This window comes from Arachnia sp. (genome assembly GCF_057238465.1).
Window position 1 is genome coordinate 74,283 of sequence record NZ_DBHHFZ010000011.1, and the last position, 16,933, is coordinate 91,215.

General features: G+C 67.3%; 15 protein-coding genes. 7 read left to right on the forward strand and 8 right to left on the reverse strand.

Annotation, left to right across the window (positions count from 1 at the left end; genetic code table 11):
* Window positions 1–699 precede the first annotated feature (699 nt).
* Window positions 700–1,419 carry a glycoside hydrolase family 16 protein gene (locus ACO6D6_RS12055; RefSeq protein WP_484785491.1) on the reverse strand — a complete coding sequence of 240 codons (720 nt, stop codon included), beginning with the start codon at window positions 1,417–1,419 and terminating at the stop codon, window positions 700–702.
* A 206-nt stretch (window positions 1,420–1,625) separates the two neighbouring features.
* Here ACO6D6_RS12055 and ACO6D6_RS12060 point away from each other — a divergent pair, with 206 nt between their 5' ends.
* From ACO6D6_RS12060 to ACO6D6_RS12080, 5 genes are all read left to right on the forward strand, one after another.
* Window positions 1,626–2,291 carry a DUF1707 SHOCT-like domain-containing protein gene (locus ACO6D6_RS12060; protein WP_484785492.1) on the forward strand — a complete coding sequence of 222 codons (666 nt, stop codon included), beginning with the start codon at window positions 1,626–1,628 and terminating at the stop codon, window positions 2,289–2,291.
* Window positions 2,292–2,598: 307 nt separating this feature from the next.
* Window positions 2,599–4,458: a molecular chaperone DnaK gene (gene dnaK, locus ACO6D6_RS12065; RefSeq protein ID WP_484785493.1), complete on the forward strand. Its 1,860-nt coding sequence runs from the start codon at window positions 2,599–2,601 to the stop codon at window positions 4,456–4,458.
* Window positions 4,459–4,544: 86 nt separating this feature from the next.
* A complete protein-coding gene (gene grpE / locus ACO6D6_RS12070; RefSeq protein ID WP_484785533.1) occupies window positions 4,545–5,027 on the forward strand; it encodes a nucleotide exchange factor GrpE in 483 nt (160 codons plus the stop codon).
* A 55-nt stretch (window positions 5,028–5,082) separates the two neighbouring features.
* Window positions 5,083–6,240 carry a molecular chaperone DnaJ gene (gene dnaJ, locus ACO6D6_RS12075; RefSeq protein ID WP_484785494.1) on the forward strand — a complete coding sequence of 386 codons (1,158 nt, stop codon included), beginning with the start codon at window positions 5,083–5,085 and terminating at the stop codon, window positions 6,238–6,240.
* A 1-nt stretch (window position 6,241) separates the two neighbouring features.
* Complete coding sequence (locus ACO6D6_RS12080; protein WP_484785495.1) at window positions 6,242–6,658, forward strand: heat shock protein transcriptional repressor HspR; 417 nt, start codon at window positions 6,242–6,244, stop codon at window positions 6,656–6,658.
* Here ACO6D6_RS12080 and mtnK read toward each other — a convergent pair.
* From mtnK to mtnA, 5 genes are read right to left on the reverse strand one after another with little or no spacing between them, the layout of a single operon-like run.
* Entirely contained in the window at window positions 6,649–7,881 is a 1,233-nt protein-coding gene (gene mtnK, locus ACO6D6_RS12085) for an S-methyl-5-thioribose kinase (RefSeq protein WP_484785496.1), read from the reverse strand. The two genes, ACO6D6_RS12080 and mtnK, sit on opposite strands and share 10 nt — an antisense overlap.
* Before the next feature lie 24 nt (window positions 7,882–7,905).
* Window positions 7,906–8,931, reverse strand: coding sequence for an ABC transporter permease (locus tag ACO6D6_RS12090; RefSeq protein WP_484785497.1), 1,026 nt, complete (start codon window positions 8,929–8,931; stop codon window positions 7,906–7,908).
* Complete coding sequence (locus ACO6D6_RS12095; protein ID WP_484785498.1) at window positions 8,924–10,456, reverse strand: sugar ABC transporter ATP-binding protein; 1,533 nt, start codon at window positions 10,454–10,456, stop codon at window positions 8,924–8,926. The genes ACO6D6_RS12090 and ACO6D6_RS12095 overlap by 8 nt, the downstream gene beginning before the upstream one ends.
* Before the next feature lie 2 nt (window positions 10,457–10,458).
* Window positions 10,459–11,565 carry a substrate-binding domain-containing protein gene (locus ACO6D6_RS12100; protein ID WP_484785499.1) on the reverse strand — a complete coding sequence of 369 codons (1,107 nt, stop codon included), beginning with the start codon at window positions 11,563–11,565 and terminating at the stop codon, window positions 10,459–10,461.
* A 19-nt stretch (window positions 11,566–11,584) separates the two neighbouring features.
* Window positions 11,585–12,622, reverse strand: coding sequence for an S-methyl-5-thioribose-1-phosphate isomerase (mtnA, locus tag ACO6D6_RS12105; RefSeq protein WP_484785500.1), 1,038 nt, complete (start codon window positions 12,620–12,622; stop codon window positions 11,585–11,587).
* 129 nt (window positions 12,623–12,751) lie between these two features.
* Between mtnA and ACO6D6_RS12110 the strand changes: the two genes are divergently transcribed.
* Window positions 12,752–13,468 carry a GntR family transcriptional regulator gene (locus ACO6D6_RS12110; protein ID WP_484785501.1) on the forward strand — a complete coding sequence of 239 codons (717 nt, stop codon included), beginning with the start codon at window positions 12,752–12,754 and terminating at the stop codon, window positions 13,466–13,468.
* Between the two features lie 72 nt (window positions 13,469–13,540).
* Window positions 13,541–14,176, forward strand: coding sequence for a class II aldolase/adducin family protein (locus ACO6D6_RS12115; protein WP_484785502.1), 636 nt, complete (start codon window positions 13,541–13,543; stop codon window positions 14,174–14,176).
* A 97-nt stretch (window positions 14,177–14,273) separates the two neighbouring features.
* On the opposite strand, the gene ACO6D6_RS12120 is transcribed toward ACO6D6_RS12115, so the two are convergent.
* Both ACO6D6_RS12120 and ACO6D6_RS12125 read right to left on the reverse strand, forming a co-directional pair.
* Window positions 14,274–15,896 carry a glycoside hydrolase family 13 protein gene (locus ACO6D6_RS12120; RefSeq protein ID WP_484785503.1) on the reverse strand — a complete coding sequence of 541 codons (1,623 nt, stop codon included), beginning with the start codon at window positions 15,894–15,896 and terminating at the stop codon, window positions 14,274–14,276.
* Window positions 15,893–16,876, reverse strand: coding sequence for a LacI family DNA-binding transcriptional regulator (locus ACO6D6_RS12125; protein ID WP_484785504.1), 984 nt, complete (start codon window positions 16,874–16,876; stop codon window positions 15,893–15,895). The genes ACO6D6_RS12120 and ACO6D6_RS12125 overlap by 4 nt, the downstream gene beginning before the upstream one ends.
* Window positions 16,877–16,933 lie beyond the last annotated feature (57 nt).

Consider the following 16,933-nt stretch of genomic DNA (forward strand, 5'->3'; position numbering starts at 1 on the left):
GCGACAGCAAGCGGATTTAATCGAACAAGTAGGGCATAATTCTGTGTCGCGCCGACGGTGGGGCGCGGCTGGGAGTTCGAGGGACAGGCCGTGGTGGGGGATCGCGCGGTGACGTCCGGGGCGGTCCGCATCGTCGAATCCGCCGTTGGATTTTCGACCTCGGCGTAGTACAGGTATTATCTCATGAGTTCGATTATTTTGGGTTTCCGCAGCGTCTGCGGGGCGGACGGCAAGCCGATGAGATCTGCCCGCGACCACCCCCGAATCCGCTCCGGTCCGGGTCCTTGGCGGTGTGCGAGCGGGCCGTGGGTGGGTTTTGATGGCTTCTCGGGATGAGCGACCGGATGCAAACCGCGCCCAGGGGTCCACGGCACGTCGGGGTCGTCGGCGGGCCGACCTGAGCCGCCTCGCGGTCGCGCTGCAGGTCCCCGATCGCCACGCGGCCCAGCTTCGGGAGCTGGCTGCCTGTAAATCTACATATTTACAAGTGGCGTTGCGGTGGTCGGAGGTCGTGAGGTGGGCATGTGCGGCGGTGAGGGATGCCTTCGAGGACGCAAGGAACCGGTCAAAGAGCTGCTTTGAGATGCCCTCGCGGGGTAGCTTCTGCCCGGCCGGGCTGTGTGGCCTCTGTGCGTGAATCGCCGGGAAAACCGGATCGGATGGTGTTTCCCGTTCCCTCGGAGGGCGTGCCTCAGCGGTTCATGAGCGAGACCCCGGGGTCCGGAGGGGGCGGAACAGGATGGTCTGTTCCCACTCCAGGTCGTCGTGCCAGTCCTCCCGGATTGTGGGATTGACCCCGGCCTGGACCACCAGGTGAAGGGGCAGGTCGTGCGGGGCGTGGGGGGTGCGGAGCTCACGGCGGAGTTCGCCGTCGACGAGCCAGCGGACGAGGCCCGGGGCGATGTCCACCCGGTAGCGGTGCCACGAGGTGACGTCGAGGTCGATCTCCTCGGGTGCGTGGGCGGGCTGTCCGGTTCCGGGATCGGGCCAGTGGAGGTTGGTGAGGGTCCGGCCGGTGCCGATGCGGCCCTCGAGGAGGTTGATCTCCCCGCGGGGCCACTCCCGGTCGTCATGCGGCCACAGCATGGCCACCAACTCCACCCGGTCCGAAGCCGGGGCCTGGAGCTCGATCTCCCACGTTCCCGACCCGGGGGTGTCGTGGATCCCGGCCCACGCAGGGCACAGCAGGGAGTTGTGCAGCGCCTGCTCGTGATCGGCCCCGGCCTCGCGGTAGAGCTGGTAGGCGGCGCGGTCCAGGCGCAACGTCAGGGCGACGGTGCGGCCGTCGGGCAGCACCCTGGTCATGTCGGGGCTGTACCGGCCCAGAGTGCCGTGCTCGGGGCGCTGCACGCCCCAGCCCCCGTAGCTGCGGTACGCGAACAAGTCGGCCTCCGAGGACTCCTCGTGCACGTCGATCACCTCCCGGTTCCTGGAACACCGAATCCTCCGGAACCCATTCTGCTCGAACGGCGCCGTTGTTTCGCGCCGGCCGGCTGAAATCGAATGGTCTCAGGAACCCGGCAAGGGATTTCCGATTTTCCGCGGAACTTTTTGGTTGAAGACTTTTCCGACCTTCGTTGGTATTGGTGAGACGCCGCGGCCGCGATGGCCGTAGACTGCCTTGCATGTCGGAAAAGCTGCCCAAGGGGGCGTCGCGGCGGGATCAGATACGTGCCGGTGACCTTGACCGTGACGAGGTGCTCGAAATGCTCCAGGCCGCCTACGCGGCGGACCAACTCGGCCGTGAGGAGTTCGAGGACAGGCAGCAGTTCTGCCTCAAGGCCCGCTACGTCAGCGACCTGTCCGATCTCATCTCAGACCTGCCGGGTGGTGCCAAGTGGCGCAAGGAAGAGCCCTCCGACGAGCCTCCCGAGCGGATCATCGTCACGGACAACATCTCCCCCTACAGCGAGGTCGTCCTCCTGAGGCGCGGGACGGTCCGGATGAGCCCCAGCATGTCGACCATACGAAGCGTCACGGTGCTGGGCGGCAGCGCGATTCACGTCGAGGACATCATGGCGCCGGGGGTGGTGATCGAACTGAACCTGAAATCGGTGCTGGGTGGATTCACCGTCTACCTGCCGTGGCGGGTCCAGGTGATCAACCGGAGCATCAACATCATGTCAACGGTCGAGATCGAACCGGATGCAGACGGCGACGGCGCGAACGGGGCCGTCATCATCAATGGCTGGCACGTCCTGGGTGGCCTCAATATCCGGCTGGAGAAATACCTGAGGGAGGAAAGGGAGAAAAGGAACAGGAATAGATACCAGAGGAGGTCGTGGCGCTGAAAAGCGCCCGCTTGGTCCGGTGGGTGATGGACGACCCCGCCGGGACCGCCTGGAACTACCGGCGATCCCCAGCCCCGCGGGGGTGCCTGTTCCCCGGCTCCGGAGGCTGGACGGATGCCGAACGCGCGGGCGTGTTCCGCGAGCCGACGAACAAGGGAAAACCCCGACCGAACCCGGGTTGAGTCCCTGAGGCTCAACTTTGAGTTGCAGCCTGAACCGTCCGTGTGGCATAGTTGAGTCTGCCCCGCTCAAGGGGCTTGGGATTGGCAACAAACGCTGGCCACACAATGAATCAGGAGATACCCACATGGCACGTGCAGTAGGCATCGACCTCGGCACCACCAACTCGGTCGTCGCTGTCCTCGAGGGTGGCGAGCCCACCGTCATCCCCAACGCCGAGGGAGCCCGCACCACCCCGTCCGTTGTCGCTTTCACCCCCTCCGGAGAGGTGCTCGTCGGTGAGGTGGCGAAACGTCAGGCGGTCACCAACCCGGACCGCACCATTCGTTCCGTCAAACGTCACATGGGCACCGACTGGAAGGTCGGCATCGACGGCAAGGACTACCGCCCGCAGCAGGTCTCGGCCTTCGTGCTGCAGAAGCTGAAGCGGGACGCCGAGGCCTACCTGGGTGAGGCCGTCACCAACGCGGTCATCACCGTTCCCGCCTATTTCTCGGACGCTGAACGCCAGGCAACCAAGGAGGCCGGTGAGATCGCGGGCCTGACCGTGGACCGCATCATCAACGAGCCCACCGCCGCTGCGCTGGCCTACGGCCTCGACAAGGGCGACAAGGAGCAGACCGTCCTGGTCTTCGACCTCGGTGGCGGCACCTTCGACGTCTCCCTCCTGGACATCGCCGACGGTGTCTTCGAGGTCAAGGCCACCAACGGTGACAACCGGCTCGGTGGCGACGACTGGGATGCCAAGATCGTCGAGTGGCTGGCGACGCAGTTCAAGAACAAGCACGGCGTCGACCTCTCGCAGGACAAGATGGCCCGCCAGCGCCTCCAGGAGGCCGCCGAGCGCGCCAAGATCGAGCTGTCCTCGGCCTCCGAGACCTCCATCAACCTGCCCTACATCACCGCCTCGGCGGCCGGCCCGCTGCACCTTGACGAGAAACTGACCCGCGCCGAGTTCCAGCGGATGACCGAGGACCTCCTGGACCGCTGCCGCACGCCGTTCAACACCGTCATCAAGGACGCCAACACCAGCGTCGACAAGATCGACCAGGTGCTGCTGGTCGGTGGTTCCACCCGCATGCCCGCGGTCGCGGATCTCGTGCGTGAACTGACCGGCGGCAAGGAGCCCAACAAGGGCGTCAACCCCGACGAGGTCGTGGCGCTGGGCGCCTCCCTGCAGGCCGGTGTGCTGAAGGGCGAGGTCAAGGACGTGCTGCTGCTCGACGTCACCCCGCTGAGCCTCGGCATCGAGACCAAGGGTGGCGTGATGACCAAGATCATCGAGCGCAACACCACCATCCCGACGAAGCGTTCCGAGGTGTTCACCACCGCCGAGGACAACCAGCCCTCCGTGATGATCCAGGTGTACCAGGGCGAGCGTGAGTTCGCTCGCGACAACAAGTCGCTCGGCAACTTCGAGCTGACCGGGCTGCTGCCCGCGCCGCGTTCGGTCCCGCAGATCGAGGTCACCTTCGACATCGACGCCAATGGCATCGTCCACGTCCACGCCAAGGACCTGGCGACCAGCAAGGAACAGTCGATGACCGTCACCGGCGGCTCCGCGCTGGCCAAGGAGGACATCGACCGCATGGTGCGCGAGGCCGAGAGCCACGCCGAGGAGGACCGCAAGCGCCGCGAGAACGTCGACATGCGCAACGAGGGCGACGCCCTGGTGTTCCGCACCGAGAAACTGCTCAAGGAAAACGCCGACAGCATCGGTGAGGAGACCAAGGCCCCGGTCGTCGAGGCCGTCGACAAGCTGAAGGAGGCCCTGAAGGGCGAGGACAACGATGCGGTCAAGGCCGCCATCGACGACCTCAACACCAAGGCCGCCGCGATGGGCCAGGCCATGTACGCCGCGGCCCAGGCCAAGGCCGAGGCGTCGCAGCAGCAGGCATCCGAGGGGGAGTCCTCGGCTCAGTCCGGTGACGGCTCCCAGGAGGACGTCGTCGACGCGGAGATCGTGGACGACGAGGAATCCAAGTGAGCGAGCAGCCCACCCCTGATGAGGTAGTGGCGCAGGCCGAGGCGGTTGTTGAATCAGCCGCCTCGGTGCCCGCCGAGGAAGAGACCGTGACCGAGGCCCGGCGAAGCGCTGAGGACGACGGGGAGGCCGGGGAAACCCCCGACTGGGAGACCGTCGCGGCGGAGCGGACCACGGATCTGCAGCGGCTCCAGGCCGAGTACATCAACTACAAGAAACGCGTGGACCGTGATCGGGCGTTGGCCCGGCAGCTTGGGATCGAGGCCGTGGTGATCGATCTGATGCCGGTGCTCGACGCGATCCAGCTGGCCAAGTCCCACGGGGACCTGGACGGTGGTTTCAAGATGGTGGCAGACGAGTTCGAGAAGGTGGCGGCCAAGCACGGTCTGGTCGTCTTCGGGGCCGTCGGTGACCCCTTCGACCCGACCCATCACGATGCTCTGATGGAGGTTCCCCTCGAGGAGAAGGTCACCGTGACCACGGTCTCGCAGGTCATTCAGCCGGGCTACCAGTTGAGGGACCGAGTGATCCGGCCGGCGCGTGTCGCCGTCGCCAATCCCAGGCAGGACTGAGCCGCGGACGGGGCCGGGGCGGTGGCGCCGGCCCCCCGCAGATGAGAGGCGATGAGTGAGCACCAAGGACTGGATAGAAAAGGACTACTACAAGGTCCTCGGCGTGGACAAGAAGGCCAGCGCCGAGGAGATCCGGAAGGCCTTCCGGAAGATCGCCCGGGACAACCACCCCGACGCCAACCCCGGAGACAAGGCCGCCGAGGCCCGTTTCAAGGAGGCCGCCGAGGCCAACACGATCCTCTCCAACCCGGAGAAACGCAAGGAATACGACGAGGCGCGCAGCCTGTTCGGTGGCGCCGGGGTGCGTTTCGGGCGGAGCGGTTCGGGCGGGGGCAGCACCGGTTTCGAGGATCTGTTCCGCAACGCGGGAGGGGCGCAGGGCGGTTTCGGTGACCTGTTCGGCAACCTCTTCGGCGGCAGCGGTTCGAGCGGGTCGCGACGCAGCTCCCAGCGGGGACCGCGCCGCGGGGCCGACATCGAGGGGGAGGTGAAACTGGCCTTCGAGCAGGCGGTCGAGGGCACCACCGTCGCGATGCGAACCATGTCCGACGAGGCGTGCAGCGCGTGTCGCGGGACGGGCGCGAAATCCGGGACCTTGCCGAAGGTGTGCCCCGGATGCGACGGTTCCGGGATGCGTAGCTCCACCTCGGGCGGGGTGTTCTCGATGAGCGAACCCTGCACCGACTGCCGTGGTCGCGGACTGCTGGTCGAGGACCCCTGCCCGGCGTGCAACGGCTCCGGTCGCGGGAAGTCCACCAACACCGTCAACGTCCGGATCCCCGCCGGGGTCATCGACGGACAGAAGATCCGCATCAAGGGCAAGGGTGTCGCCGGGCAGAACGGCGGGGCGGCGGGTGACCTCTACGTCACCGTGCACGTCACCCCCCACAAGCTGTTCGGGCAGCAGGGCAACAACCTGACCATCGAGGTGCCCGTCACCTTCGCGGAGGCGTCGCTGGGTGCCGACATCCAGATCCCGACGCTGCAGGGGCCCAGGGTGAAACTGCGCGTGCCCCCGAACACCCCGAACGGACGCACCCTCAGGGTCCGCGGCAAGGGGGTGCGCAGGAAGGACGGCACCATGGGGGACCTGCTGGTCACCATCCAGGTGAAGGTTCCGGAACACCTCAGCGAAGCCGCCAGGAACGCGCTGCAGGAATACGCCCAGAAGGCGGGTCAGGAAGATCCGCGGGCCGCGCTGTTCGGAGACTGACATGGGCAAGAACCTGCCTCAGGCCTTTGACCCCGAAGCCCCGGTGTTCCCGGTGTCGGTGGCCGCGCAGCTGGCGGACATGCATCCGCAAACCCTGCGCGGTTACGACCGGCTCGGGCTGGTGGTGCCGAAACGGTCGCGGGGGAGGGGGCGGCGCTACTCGCTGAAGGACGTCGCGAAACTCCGCCACATCCAGCACCTGAGCCAGAACGAGGGAATCAACCTGGAGGGCATCCGCCGCATCCTGGCGCTGGAGGCCGAGATCGACTCCCTCAACACCCAGATCGAGCGTCTGGGCAAGGCGGTGCGTCGCCTCCAGAGCCGAGGTGACATACGCCTGTTCACCGCCGACTCCACCGGCGCGGTCCAGCACAACCGGGTCCGACGACGCGACCTGCTGGCCCTGCCCTACCGCTGAGTCCTGGCCTGCCGCAGCGTCGTCGCGGCGAGCCGGGCCAGGGCCTCGGGGCGGCTGTCGGCGGCATGCTTGCGCACCAGACGACGGGCCACCCGGAGCACACCTCGTGCCGCTCCTTCCCGCAGCTCCTCCGGGAGGGTCTCGATGTCTGTGACCTTCGCCGCACCGATGATCCGCCTGGACATCTTGGCCGCCGCGTACAGCCACGCATCGGAGCGCCACGTCAGCAGCAGGTCCTCCAAGGTTTCCGCCCCGAACACCCGGGGATCGCGACGATCCGGCCAGCGACGGCGGAACTCCGCATCCATCGCCTCCCAGACCTCGGTGATCAGCCCGAGCAGCCAATCCGCCCGCTCCTCCTCGCCCAGGGCGAGGGCGCGGGCGGCCGCCAGCACGAGGTTGCCCCACACCGCTCCGAGGTCGAAGCCCTGCGGCCCGTAGAAGGCGAACTCCGAGTCGAAGATCTTCACCGAGGCCGCGTGACGATCCGACGGGTCGGCCTTGCGCACCATCACCGACCCGGAGTGCAGGTCGCCGTGGATGAGGGTCTCGGCCCGGGTCAGGAACATCCACTTCGCCCATCCCATCGCCCGCATCATGGCCGCATCCGCCTGGAATTCGGCGACATCAGGGGCGTTGGCCGCCAGGAACCGGTTCCGGCCCTGATCGACGAGGGGTTCGGTGAACACCAGATCGTCGGTGATCTCACACAGCTGAGGATTCAGGGCGCGCGCCGTCGCGGCCGCCAGTTCCTCACGATCCTTGGCCAGGCACGAGGTCCCGAAGGCGCAGGCCCCCATGAAGGTGCCCAGGGCCTCGGCCACGCCATCGTGGTGCTGTCCCTGGTTCAGGGCGTTGCGCCACACCTGATGGTCGGAGAGATCCTCCATCACGAAGATGTAACGGGACGGGTCGAAGAAGAACACCCGTGGCACCAGTTCCGGCACCAGTGCGCCATGAGTGGTGAGGGCCTCCACCTCGTGGCGGGCCCGCTCCGGGGTCATCGGCCAGCCCTCACCGGTCATGCGGACGTAGGGCAGCGCTTGCTTGATGCACACGCCCTGGCCCGCGGCGTCCTTGACCAGGAAGACGAGGTTGAGGTTCCCGTCGCCGATCTCGTGTACCGAGACGACACGCTCCAGGTCGACCCGGGCGGCGGCCTCGGGATGTCTGCGCAGGAAGTCCGGGATCGTGTCCTCGGTCAGGAACTCGTAGTCAGCCATGACAAAACACCTTTTCTTCGGGTATCAGGTCGCCGGGGTGTAGCGGACCTTCTTGCGGGAGATCGTGTAGGAGAAGATCAGGGCTAGCAGCAGCACCAGACCCTTCGCGGTGTCCTGGTAGAAGTAGGGGAAACCCTTCATGGTCAGGCCCGTCAGGACGATGCCGATCAGCAGGGCGCCGAGCAGGGTGCCCCAGGCGTTCGGTTTGTTCGCGCCCAGCACCGAGGTGCCGACCAGCGCGACGGCGACCGCTTCCAGCAGGGACGAGGCGCCGGCGTTGACGTCACCCTGCCCGATCCGGGAGACCAGCACCAGCCCACCCAGCGCGGCGAAGGTGCCGGAGAGGATGTAGGCCATGCCCCGGTAGGCGTTGACCTTCACCCCGGCCAGCCTGGCCGCCTCGGGGTTCGCCCCGACCGCGTACATGATGCGGCCCCATTTCGTGCGGGCCAGGAAGAACCACACCACCACCGTCAGCACCAGCATCATGAGCACCGGGATCGGGATGGGGCCGATGAATCCTCGATCGATCTGGAGGAAACTCTCGGTGAAACGCCCCGGTGCCTGGGTGCCGTCCGCCAGCACCATGCCCGCCGAGACCGACTGGCCGTTGACGGGGATCAGCTTCGCACCCTGGATGACGAACATCATGGCCAGGGTGGCCAGGAGGTCGGGGATCTTGCAGACCACGATGAGGAACGCGTTGACCAGCCCGACCAGAACGCCGGAGAGCAGGACCACGACGATGGCGGTCTCCCCGGTCATGTTGTGGAACACCATCGTCATGGCCCCCATCTGGACGGCCAGCCCGGCGGTGGAACCGATGGACATGTCCATGCCACCGACCACCATCGACAGGGTCATGCCGAGACCCAGGATGGCGGTGACCGAGGCGAACTTCAGCATCGAGAACATCGAGGCCGAGGTGCGGAACGCCGGTTCGGTCAGGGCGAAGAAGACCAGCAGGAGGATTGTCACGGCGACGAATCCGTACTTGACCACGAGGTCCTGGACCTTCGCCAGGGGCGTCGGAGCGGCTGTTTCAGACATTCTCGGATACCTCCGACATACGTTGCACGATCTCGTCGTGGCTGGTCTGGGTGGTGTAGGAGTCGAGGGTGATCTCCCCCTCGACGAGGACGATGATCCGGTCGGCGACCTCCAGGATCTCGTCGATGTCGCTGGACAGGACCACGACGGCGGCCCCTTCGCCAGCGCATTCCCGGGCCTTGGCGGACAGGACTCGCCGGGCCCCGATGTCCACTCCCCGGAAGGGTTCGTCGAGCACCAGCACCTCGGGCCCTGCCAGGATCCAGCGGCCGACCACCGCCTTCTGCTGGTTTCCACCGGACAGTGAGTCGACGAGCTGGTCCGGGCCGGTGGTGACCACCTGGAAGTCCTGGATGACCTGCTTGGCCCGACGCTGCTCCAACGCATGTCGGATGACATTTCCGGGACTGTCCTGGCCGAGGAAGGGCAGGGAGATGGTGCGCATCAACGACCAGCCGGGGAGCATCGCCTCGTGTGCGCGGTCCTCGGGTACGAGGTACACCCGACGTCTCACCGCGTCGCTGGTGTGGCGGGGAGCGAACGGCTCTCCCGCCAGCTTCATGGCACCTTCCGTCAAGGGCCGGGCCCCGTAGATGGTGCGGGCCAGCTCGGTCTTGCCCGCGCCGATCAGCCCGACGATCCCGGTCACCTCACCGTGACGCACGGCGAGGTCGATGGGCCGGGAACGGGGGAGCAGACGGACCCCGGTCAACTCGAGGGCGACGAGGTCACCACGGCGTTCCTCGATGGCCGCGGCGTCAGCCAGCACCGAGTTGCTCAGCATGGAACGCACGGCACGTCCGAGGTCGAGGGGGCGGACCTGGTGATCGGTGATCTGCCCGTCGCGCAGCACCAGCAGTTCGTCGGCCAGGTGCTGGATCTCGCTCATGTGGTGGCTCACGTACAGGATGGCCACCCCCTGGTCGCGGAGCCGTCGCACCACTTCGAACAGGCGCTCGCTCTCGGTCTGGGACAGCGTCGAGGTGGGTTCGTCTAGGATCAGCACCTTGGGTCGCTGACTGAGGGCCCTGGCCAGGAGCACCAGCTGGCCGTCGGCGATGCCGAGGTCGAAGGCGTCGGAACGCAGCTTGGCGTCATCCCAGCCGAGATCCAGGGTGGCCGCCACCTCCCGGGCACGGGGAAGGAGGTGGCGCACCGAGGTGACCCGGGGCACCTGGTTGCGCAGGATCTGCTCGAAGAGCAGGTTCTCGGCGACGGTGAGACCCGGGACCAGGTTCTCGTCGATCCGTTGGTGAACCGTCTGGATGCCGTGACCGGCTGCGTCGGTGGGGCTGGTGATCTCGATCCTCTCCCCGGCCACCCGGATGGTGCCTCCGGTGCGCTGGTAGGCGCCGGCCAGGATCTTGATGAGGGTGGACTTGCCGGCCCCGTTCGCGCCCAGCAGAGCGGTGATGCGACCCGCGTGGAATGCCATGGACACTCCACGCAGCACCCGGTTGCTGCCGAAGGACATCGTGATGTCGTTCAGCTCCAGGACCGGGCCGTCGGTGTCCTCGCCGGTCATGGTCAGAACGTGACGACGGGCATCCAGTCGGAGCTGGACACATCGGAGATGTTTAGGGCGGGCTCGGCCTTGCGCAGGTCGTCCATGTTGGTGATGTTCTTCTCCTTGAGCATGGTCGCCGTGACGAGGATCGGCGGGAACTCCACGTTCAGCCCGTTCAGTTCTCCTGCCAGGTTGAGGGCCAGGGTGCGCACCACGGCGGCGCCGATGGCGTTCGGGTCGGTGGCGCCGGTGGCCTTCCACGGGCTGCCGTCGGCGACCATGAGGGCGATGTCGGCGGTGGAGATGTCAGCCCCGTAGACCGAGATCCTGCCCTTGAGGCCCGGGTTCTGCTCGATGGCGGACAAGGTGGCCTTGCTCAGTTCGTCGTAGGGGGCGTAGATGGCGGTCACATCCGGGTTGGCCTTGAGGGCGCTGTCCACCATCGGGGTGGTGTCGGTGGCCGTCGAGGCGGTGTACTTGCCGGTCTTGAACTTCTCGGTCCACCCGTTGGCGGTCTTGTAGGTCTGCCACACGGCGTCGCGACGGTCGAGCGGCGCGATGCCTGCGATGTTGACGTAGCCGACCTGGGTGTCCTTGCCGACATCGGTGACCATCTGGTCGAGGACCAGCTTGGCCATCTGCTCGTCCGACTGCTGGGTCTGGACGGCCCGGGGCGCGCACTTCTGGATCTCGACGTCGTAGATGACCACCTTGATGCCCTGGTCGAGGGCCTTGTTGACCCCCGGGCACAGGGTGTCGGGGAAGCCGTGGCGCACGATGATGCCTTTGGCGCCGGAGGCGATGGCCTGGTCCAGCTGGGAGGCCTGCGTGGCGTTGTCACCCTGCGCGTCGTAGACGTCGAGTTTCATGCGCAGGGCCTCGGCCTGTTTCTTCGTGCCGTTGAGGTACTGCTGGAAGTAGTCGCCCTGACCGGTGTTCTGGATGATGGCGACGTGGACCTGTCCCTGGTCGAAGGGGGCCGGGAGCGGGGCCTTGCCGGAACTGACCGCGGCGCTCGGTTCGTTGACCGCCGAGGATGCGGCACCCCCGGGTGGGGTGCCCTGGCTGCAGGCCGTCACCAGCAGGGTGGAGGCCAGGAGGATGCTGCTGAGGGAGAGCTTGTTCATGTCTGTTCCTTCGCTGTGATCAGCTGAGGATCCGCGCCATGCAGCGGGGATTTGGGGAGAGGGCGGGTTCGACGATCCCGCGTTCGGTCACCACCGCGTCGATGAGGTCGTGGGGGGTGACGTCGAAGGCCGGGTTGAAGCCTCGTGCCGTGCCCGGAGCGGTGCGGATCCCGGCCAGTTCCAGCACCTCGGCCTCCTCGCGCAGCTCGATGACGATGTCGTCGCCGGATGCGGTCGCCGGATCGACGGTTGAGGAGGGGGCGGCGACGACGAAGGGGATGCCCGCCCGTCGGCAGGCCAGCGCCAGGGCCACGGAGCCCACCTTGTTGGCCGTGTCCCCGTTGGCCGCGATCCGGTCCGCGCCGATGATCGCGACATCGACCAAACCGCGCAGGATCGTCGACGAGGCGGCCCCGTCCACCTGCACCCGGTGGGGGATGCCGTCCCGGGTGAGTTCCCAGCTGGTGAGGCGGGAACCCTGGAGCAGGGGACGGGTCTCGTCGGCGTAGACCATCTCCACCAGGCCGCGTCCGAAGAGCTCCTTGATGATGCCGTAGGCGGTGCCCTGGGCGGTGGTGGCCAGGGCACCGGTGTTGCAGTGGGTGTTGATGCGCAACGGGCGTCGGTTGGTGTGGGCCAGGATCCAGTCCGCGCCGATCCGGGAGAGTTCCCGGTTCGCGGCGGTGTCGTCGGCGACGACCTGGAGTCCGGCCGCGAGGACGGCGTCGATCCCCCGGGGGATCAGCGGGCGCATCCGGTCCACGCCCCAGGCGAGGTTCACCGCGGTGGGGCGGGCGTTTCGGAGCCGGTCGATCTCGGCTGCCAGCCGCTCCTCGTCCCAGCCCTCGCGGACACCCTGCAGCATGGCGACGGCCACGCCGAGGGCACCGGCGGCCCCGAGGGCCGGGGCGCCGCGCACGGCCAGGTCCTGGATGGCCCTGATGAGGACATCCACGGTGGTGACGTCGATGTGTTCCTCCTGCTCCGGGAGGCGGGTCTGGTCGAGCAGCCGGATCCCCGGCGGGGAGCCGTCCACCCACTGGATCGCGAGTACCATGTTCCTCCTTCGAACTACGTTGTCCGACATCTCTACCTAAGAGTACGGATAACTTTCGAAAGAAGTCAACCAGTTGTCATCAACCTGTTACTCTGCTGGTCGAGTTCCGGGTGAATGAGGAGTTGTTGAATGGCGGGCAGGACCAGCCTGGTTGCGCGGGTGTCTGGCGAGTTGCGTCGCAGGATCGCGACGGAGGAGCTGTCGGCGGGGGCCAGGCTTCCGACGGAGGGTTCGCTGACGAGCGAGTTCGGGGTGTCGAGGCCCACGGTGCGTGCCGCGCTGCGGGAGCTGGAGGCGCTCGGGCTGGTGACCACCCGGCACGGGGTGGGCACGTTCGTGGTGAGCCCTCCCACGGTCCATGCAGGGCTGGAGCGGCTGGACTCCATCACGGCATCCATCAGCAAGGAGGGGCGCGTACCGGGGATGGAGTACGTGCGACGGGTGAAACGCCCGGTCATGCCGGAGGAGGCCTCGCGGATGGGGGTGCCCGGGGACACGGATGTGCTGGAGCTGCGACGCACGATCCTGGCCGACGGCGAGGTCGTCGCCTATTCCTACGACCTGATCCCGATGGCCATCCTGCCCGAGGACTTCGACCCGGAGTCCCTGGAGGGTTCGCTGTTCGCCTTCTTCTCGGCCGAGCTCGGCGTCCAGCCGTCGCGCGGGGAGGCCGAGATCCACGCGGTCCACTCCGCCCACATCGGGTGGGGGCGGGAGGCGCAGGCCCATGAGCTGTTCGTGCTGCTGGACCAGATGCACTACACGGAGGGCGACGAGGTGCTGATGTACTCGCGCACCTACTTCATCGAGGGGCGCTACAACTTCACCATCCAACGCCGTCGCTGAACGGGTTGCTTGTTGACTTCATGGCAACCTGCTCCTAAGTTGTTTGACAAGTTGCGATGAAGGGAGACGGCAATGGTGGCCGACGAACTCCGGCTCCGAGAGCAGATCTGTGAGGTCGGGCGGATCATGTGGACCAAGGGCATGGTGGCCTCGAACGACGGGAACCTGTCTGTCCGGTTGGACGCGGACCGGGTGCTCTGCACACCGACCGGGGTCAGCAAGGGATTCATGACCCCTGAGATGCTGGCGGTGGTGGATCTCGCGGGCACTCCGGTTCCCGGCTGTGAGGCGAGGCCTTCGTCGGAGATCCGCATGCATCTTCGGGTCTACAAGGAGGACGAGGGGGTGCAGGCCGTCGTCCACGCCCACCCCGTCCACGCAACACTGCTCGCTGCTCGGGGAAAGGGCCTGGTCAACCGGATGTTGCCGGAGGTGGTGGTGGGGATGGGTGAGGTTCCGCTGGCTCCCTACGCCACGCCCTCCACCCCGGCGGTGGCGGACTCGGTGGCCCCGTTCGTGCGGCGGGGTGTGGCCTGCCTGCTGGAGAACCACGGGGCGCTGACCTGGGGTCCGGACCTCATGTCCGCCTACTTCCACATGGAACGGCTGGAGCACTGCGCCCACATCGACTGGGCCATGTCCCTGGTTGGCGGTGGCAACGACCTGCCGGACGAGGAGATCGCCCGCCTGCAGGCCATGCGCGGTTGAGCGGTTCGCGGCCCTGATTCGCGGCGATGAGCCGGAGCAGGGAGCGAGGCCCGCCGGGTGGTCCTGAGGAGCGACCTCAGGGCCACCCGGGCAGGGATCAGTCGAGGGGTTTGCGGACCCAGACGGCGGCGTCGGTGGGCAGGACGCCGTCGAGCTCCGTGCTGGCCAGCAGCACCTCGCCCTCCGGCAGCGGGACCGGGTCGCCGCCGATGTTGACCATCACGCGGACCTCGCCGTTGTCGAAACAGACGACGTGCTCCGGGGCCTGTTCCCAGGTGAGGTGACCCAGCCCCAGCCCGTACTGGTGACGAAGGCGCAGGGCGTCGTGGTACATGCTCCAGGTCGAACCCGGCACCCCTACCTGCCGGTCGACCGCCAGGGAGGCGTACGAATCCGGCTGCGGCAGCCAGGTCCGGCCGGTCGGGGAGAAACCCGCTCCGGGTGCGTCGCCGATCCACGGCATCGGGATGCGGCAGCCGTCGCGTCCCACCTGGTCGCGTTCGGAACGGAACCAGATCGGGTCCTGGCGCAGGTCGTCCGGAACGGCGGTGTGCTCCGGCAGCCCCAGCTCCTCGCCCTGGTACAGGTACGCCGACCCGGGCAGCGCCAGCATCATCAGCGTCGCCGCGCGGGCGCGCCTGATGCCCAGCGCGGCATCGGGTTGCGGATCGGTGGCGGCGATGCCCTCGGTGTCGGAGGTGTCCTCGCGTGCCAGGCGGGTGGCATGCCTGACCACGTCGTGGTTGCTGAGCACCCAGGTGGTGGGCGCCCCGACGGTGGCGTTCGCGGCCATCGTCTTCGTGATCACCCGGCGGTAGCTGGCGGCGTCCCACGCGGAGGACAGGAAGTCGAAGTTGAACGCCTGGTGCATCTCGTCCGCACGGACGTAGCGGGCCAGGCGTTCCGGGACGGGAATCCACGCCTCGGCCACCAGCACCCGGTCGCCGTCGTACTCTTCGAGGACCTTCCGCCAGCGGCGGTAGACGTCGTGCACGCCGTCCTGGTCCCACATCGGGCCAAGGTTGAAGTTGCCCTGTTTGGTGTGTTCCTCCGCGTCGGGTAGGCCGTCGGCCTTCACCAGGGAGTGCGCCACGTCCACGCGGAAACCGTCGACCCCGAGGTCGAGCCAGTGCCGCAGGATGTCGTCGAAACCCTCCTTGACCAGGTCGGAGTCCCAGTCGAGGTCGGGCTGGTGGACGTCGAACAGGTGGAGGTACCACTGCTCCGGGGTGCCGTCGGGGCGCTTCAGCCGCGACCACCCCTCGCCGCCGAACAGCGACCGCCAGTTGTTCGGCGGCAGCTCACCGCTGGGGCCACTGCCGTCGCGGATCAGGTAGCGCTGCCGCTCCGGGGCGCCGGGTTCGGCCGCGATCGCGGCCTGGAACCATTCGTGGGCATCCGAGGTGTGGTTCGGCACCAGGTCGATGACCACCCTCAACCCCAGCGCGTGGGCCTCCTCGATCAGCCGGTGGGCGTCGGTGGTGGCACCGAACAGCGGATCGACCTGACGGTAGTCGGCGACGTCGTAGCCGGCGTCGGCCATGGGGGAGCGGTAGAACGGGCTCAGCCACACCGCGTCCACACCCAGTTCCTTGAGGTAGGGCAGTTTCGAGATCACGCCCGGCAGGTCCCCGTAGCCGTCGCCGTCGCTGTCGGCGAAGGAGCGGGGATATATCTGGTAGATGACGGCGGAGCGCCACCACTCGTGGTTGTCTGTCATGTTCTCGGTCCTGTCGATCGACGAATGATCAGGTCGGGTCGGAAAATCAGTTCCGTGCCGTCGGGGGTGTTGCCGTCCATCGCCCGCACCAGCCCCGAGACGGCCGCCTCGCACATGGCCTGGACGGGTTGGCGCACGGTGGTCAGCGGGGGGTCGGTGAAGGCCATCAGCGGGGAGTCGTCGAAGCCGATCACGGAGAGATCGTCCGGGACCCGCAGCCCGCGGGAATTGGCCTCGCGGATCACCCCGAGCGCCATCAGGTCGGAGCCGCAGATGATGGCGGTGTGCCCGGTTGCCAACAGCTTTGCGGCCGCAACCTGGCCGCCCTCCGGGGTGAAGATGGTGCGTTCGATGCTGTCCTTCCCGAAACCGAGTTCGAGGAAGGCCGACGACTTGCGCTGGGTGGGCAGGAAACGGGCCGGGCCGACGGCGAGTCCGATGCGTTCGTGCCCCAGCGACCTCAGATGGGCGACGGAGGCGGCGACGGCGTCGGCGTCGGAACAGTTCACGAAGGCCGAGGCGAGTTTTGTGGTGTGGCCGTTGATGAACACCGTCGGGACCCCGGCCTCCACCAGCCGTAGGTAGGGGGTGAGGTCGGCCTCGGTGTCGGCGGCGGCACCCGATATGGACACCACACCGTCGACCTCCAGGTCCAGGAGGGTGGCGATGCACGAGGGTTCGTTCGCGCCCAGTGGACCGGCTGCGGCGATCACGGCGCGGTGGACGGGCTGGAACATGGCGTCCAGGCGCTCCGCGAAGGCGGGGAAGGAGGGGTTCGACAGCTCCGGGACCATCACACCTACGACTCCGGTGCGTTGCTGCAATTTTTCACGATCATAACCGAGGTCGGCCATGGCCTGGAGCACCGCCCTGCGTGTGTTCTCCCGGATCCCGGGTTTGCCGTTGAGCACCCGGGAGACCGTGGAGACGGATACGCCTGCGTTGGCGGCCAGGTCCGACATTCGTGGTCGCGTACCCATCCTTACCTCCGTGGTCAGTCTGTCTGCGAGACGTTATCAAATTGTGGCCAAAATTGT

Excerpts from the sequence above, each read along its gene's own strand:
- ACO6D6_RS12095 (WP_484785498.1), bottom strand. The coding sequence starts at position 10,456 with ATGACCGGCGAGGACACCGACGGCCCGGTCCTGGAGCTGAACGACATC.
- ACO6D6_RS12125 (WP_484785504.1), bottom strand. The coding sequence starts at position 16,876 with ATGGGTACGCGACCACGAATGTCGGACCTGGCCGCCAACGCAGGCGTA.
- mtnK (WP_484785496.1), bottom strand. The coding sequence starts at position 7,881 with ATGGCTGACTACGAGTTCCTGACCGAGGACACGATCCCGGACTTCCTG.
- dnaK (WP_484785493.1), top strand. The coding sequence starts at position 2,599 with ATGGCACGTGCAGTAGGCATCGACCTCGGCACCACCAACTCGGTCGTC.
- ACO6D6_RS12100 (WP_484785499.1), bottom strand. The coding sequence starts at position 11,565 with ATGAACAAGCTCTCCCTCAGCAGCATCCTCCTGGCCTCCACCCTGCTG.
- ACO6D6_RS12120 (WP_484785503.1), bottom strand. The coding sequence starts at position 15,896 with ATGACAGACAACCACGAGTGGTGGCGCTCCGCCGTCATCTACCAGATA.
- ACO6D6_RS12110 (WP_484785501.1), top strand. The coding sequence starts at position 12,752 with ATGGCGGGCAGGACCAGCCTGGTTGCGCGGGTGTCTGGCGAGTTGCGT.
- ACO6D6_RS12060 (WP_484785492.1), top strand. The coding sequence starts at position 1,626 with ATGTCGGAAAAGCTGCCCAAGGGGGCGTCGCGGCGGGATCAGATACGT.
- ACO6D6_RS12115 (WP_484785502.1), top strand. The coding sequence starts at position 13,541 with ATGGTGGCCGACGAACTCCGGCTCCGAGAGCAGATCTGTGAGGTCGGG.
- ACO6D6_RS12090 (WP_484785497.1), bottom strand. The coding sequence starts at position 8,931 with ATGTCTGAAACAGCCGCTCCGACGCCCCTGGCGAAGGTCCAGGACCTC.
- mtnA (WP_484785500.1), bottom strand. The coding sequence starts at position 12,622 with ATGGTACTCGCGATCCAGTGGGTGGACGGCTCCCCGCCGGGGATCCGG.
- ACO6D6_RS12080 (WP_484785495.1), top strand. The coding sequence starts at position 6,242 with ATGGGCAAGAACCTGCCTCAGGCCTTTGACCCCGAAGCCCCGGTGTTC.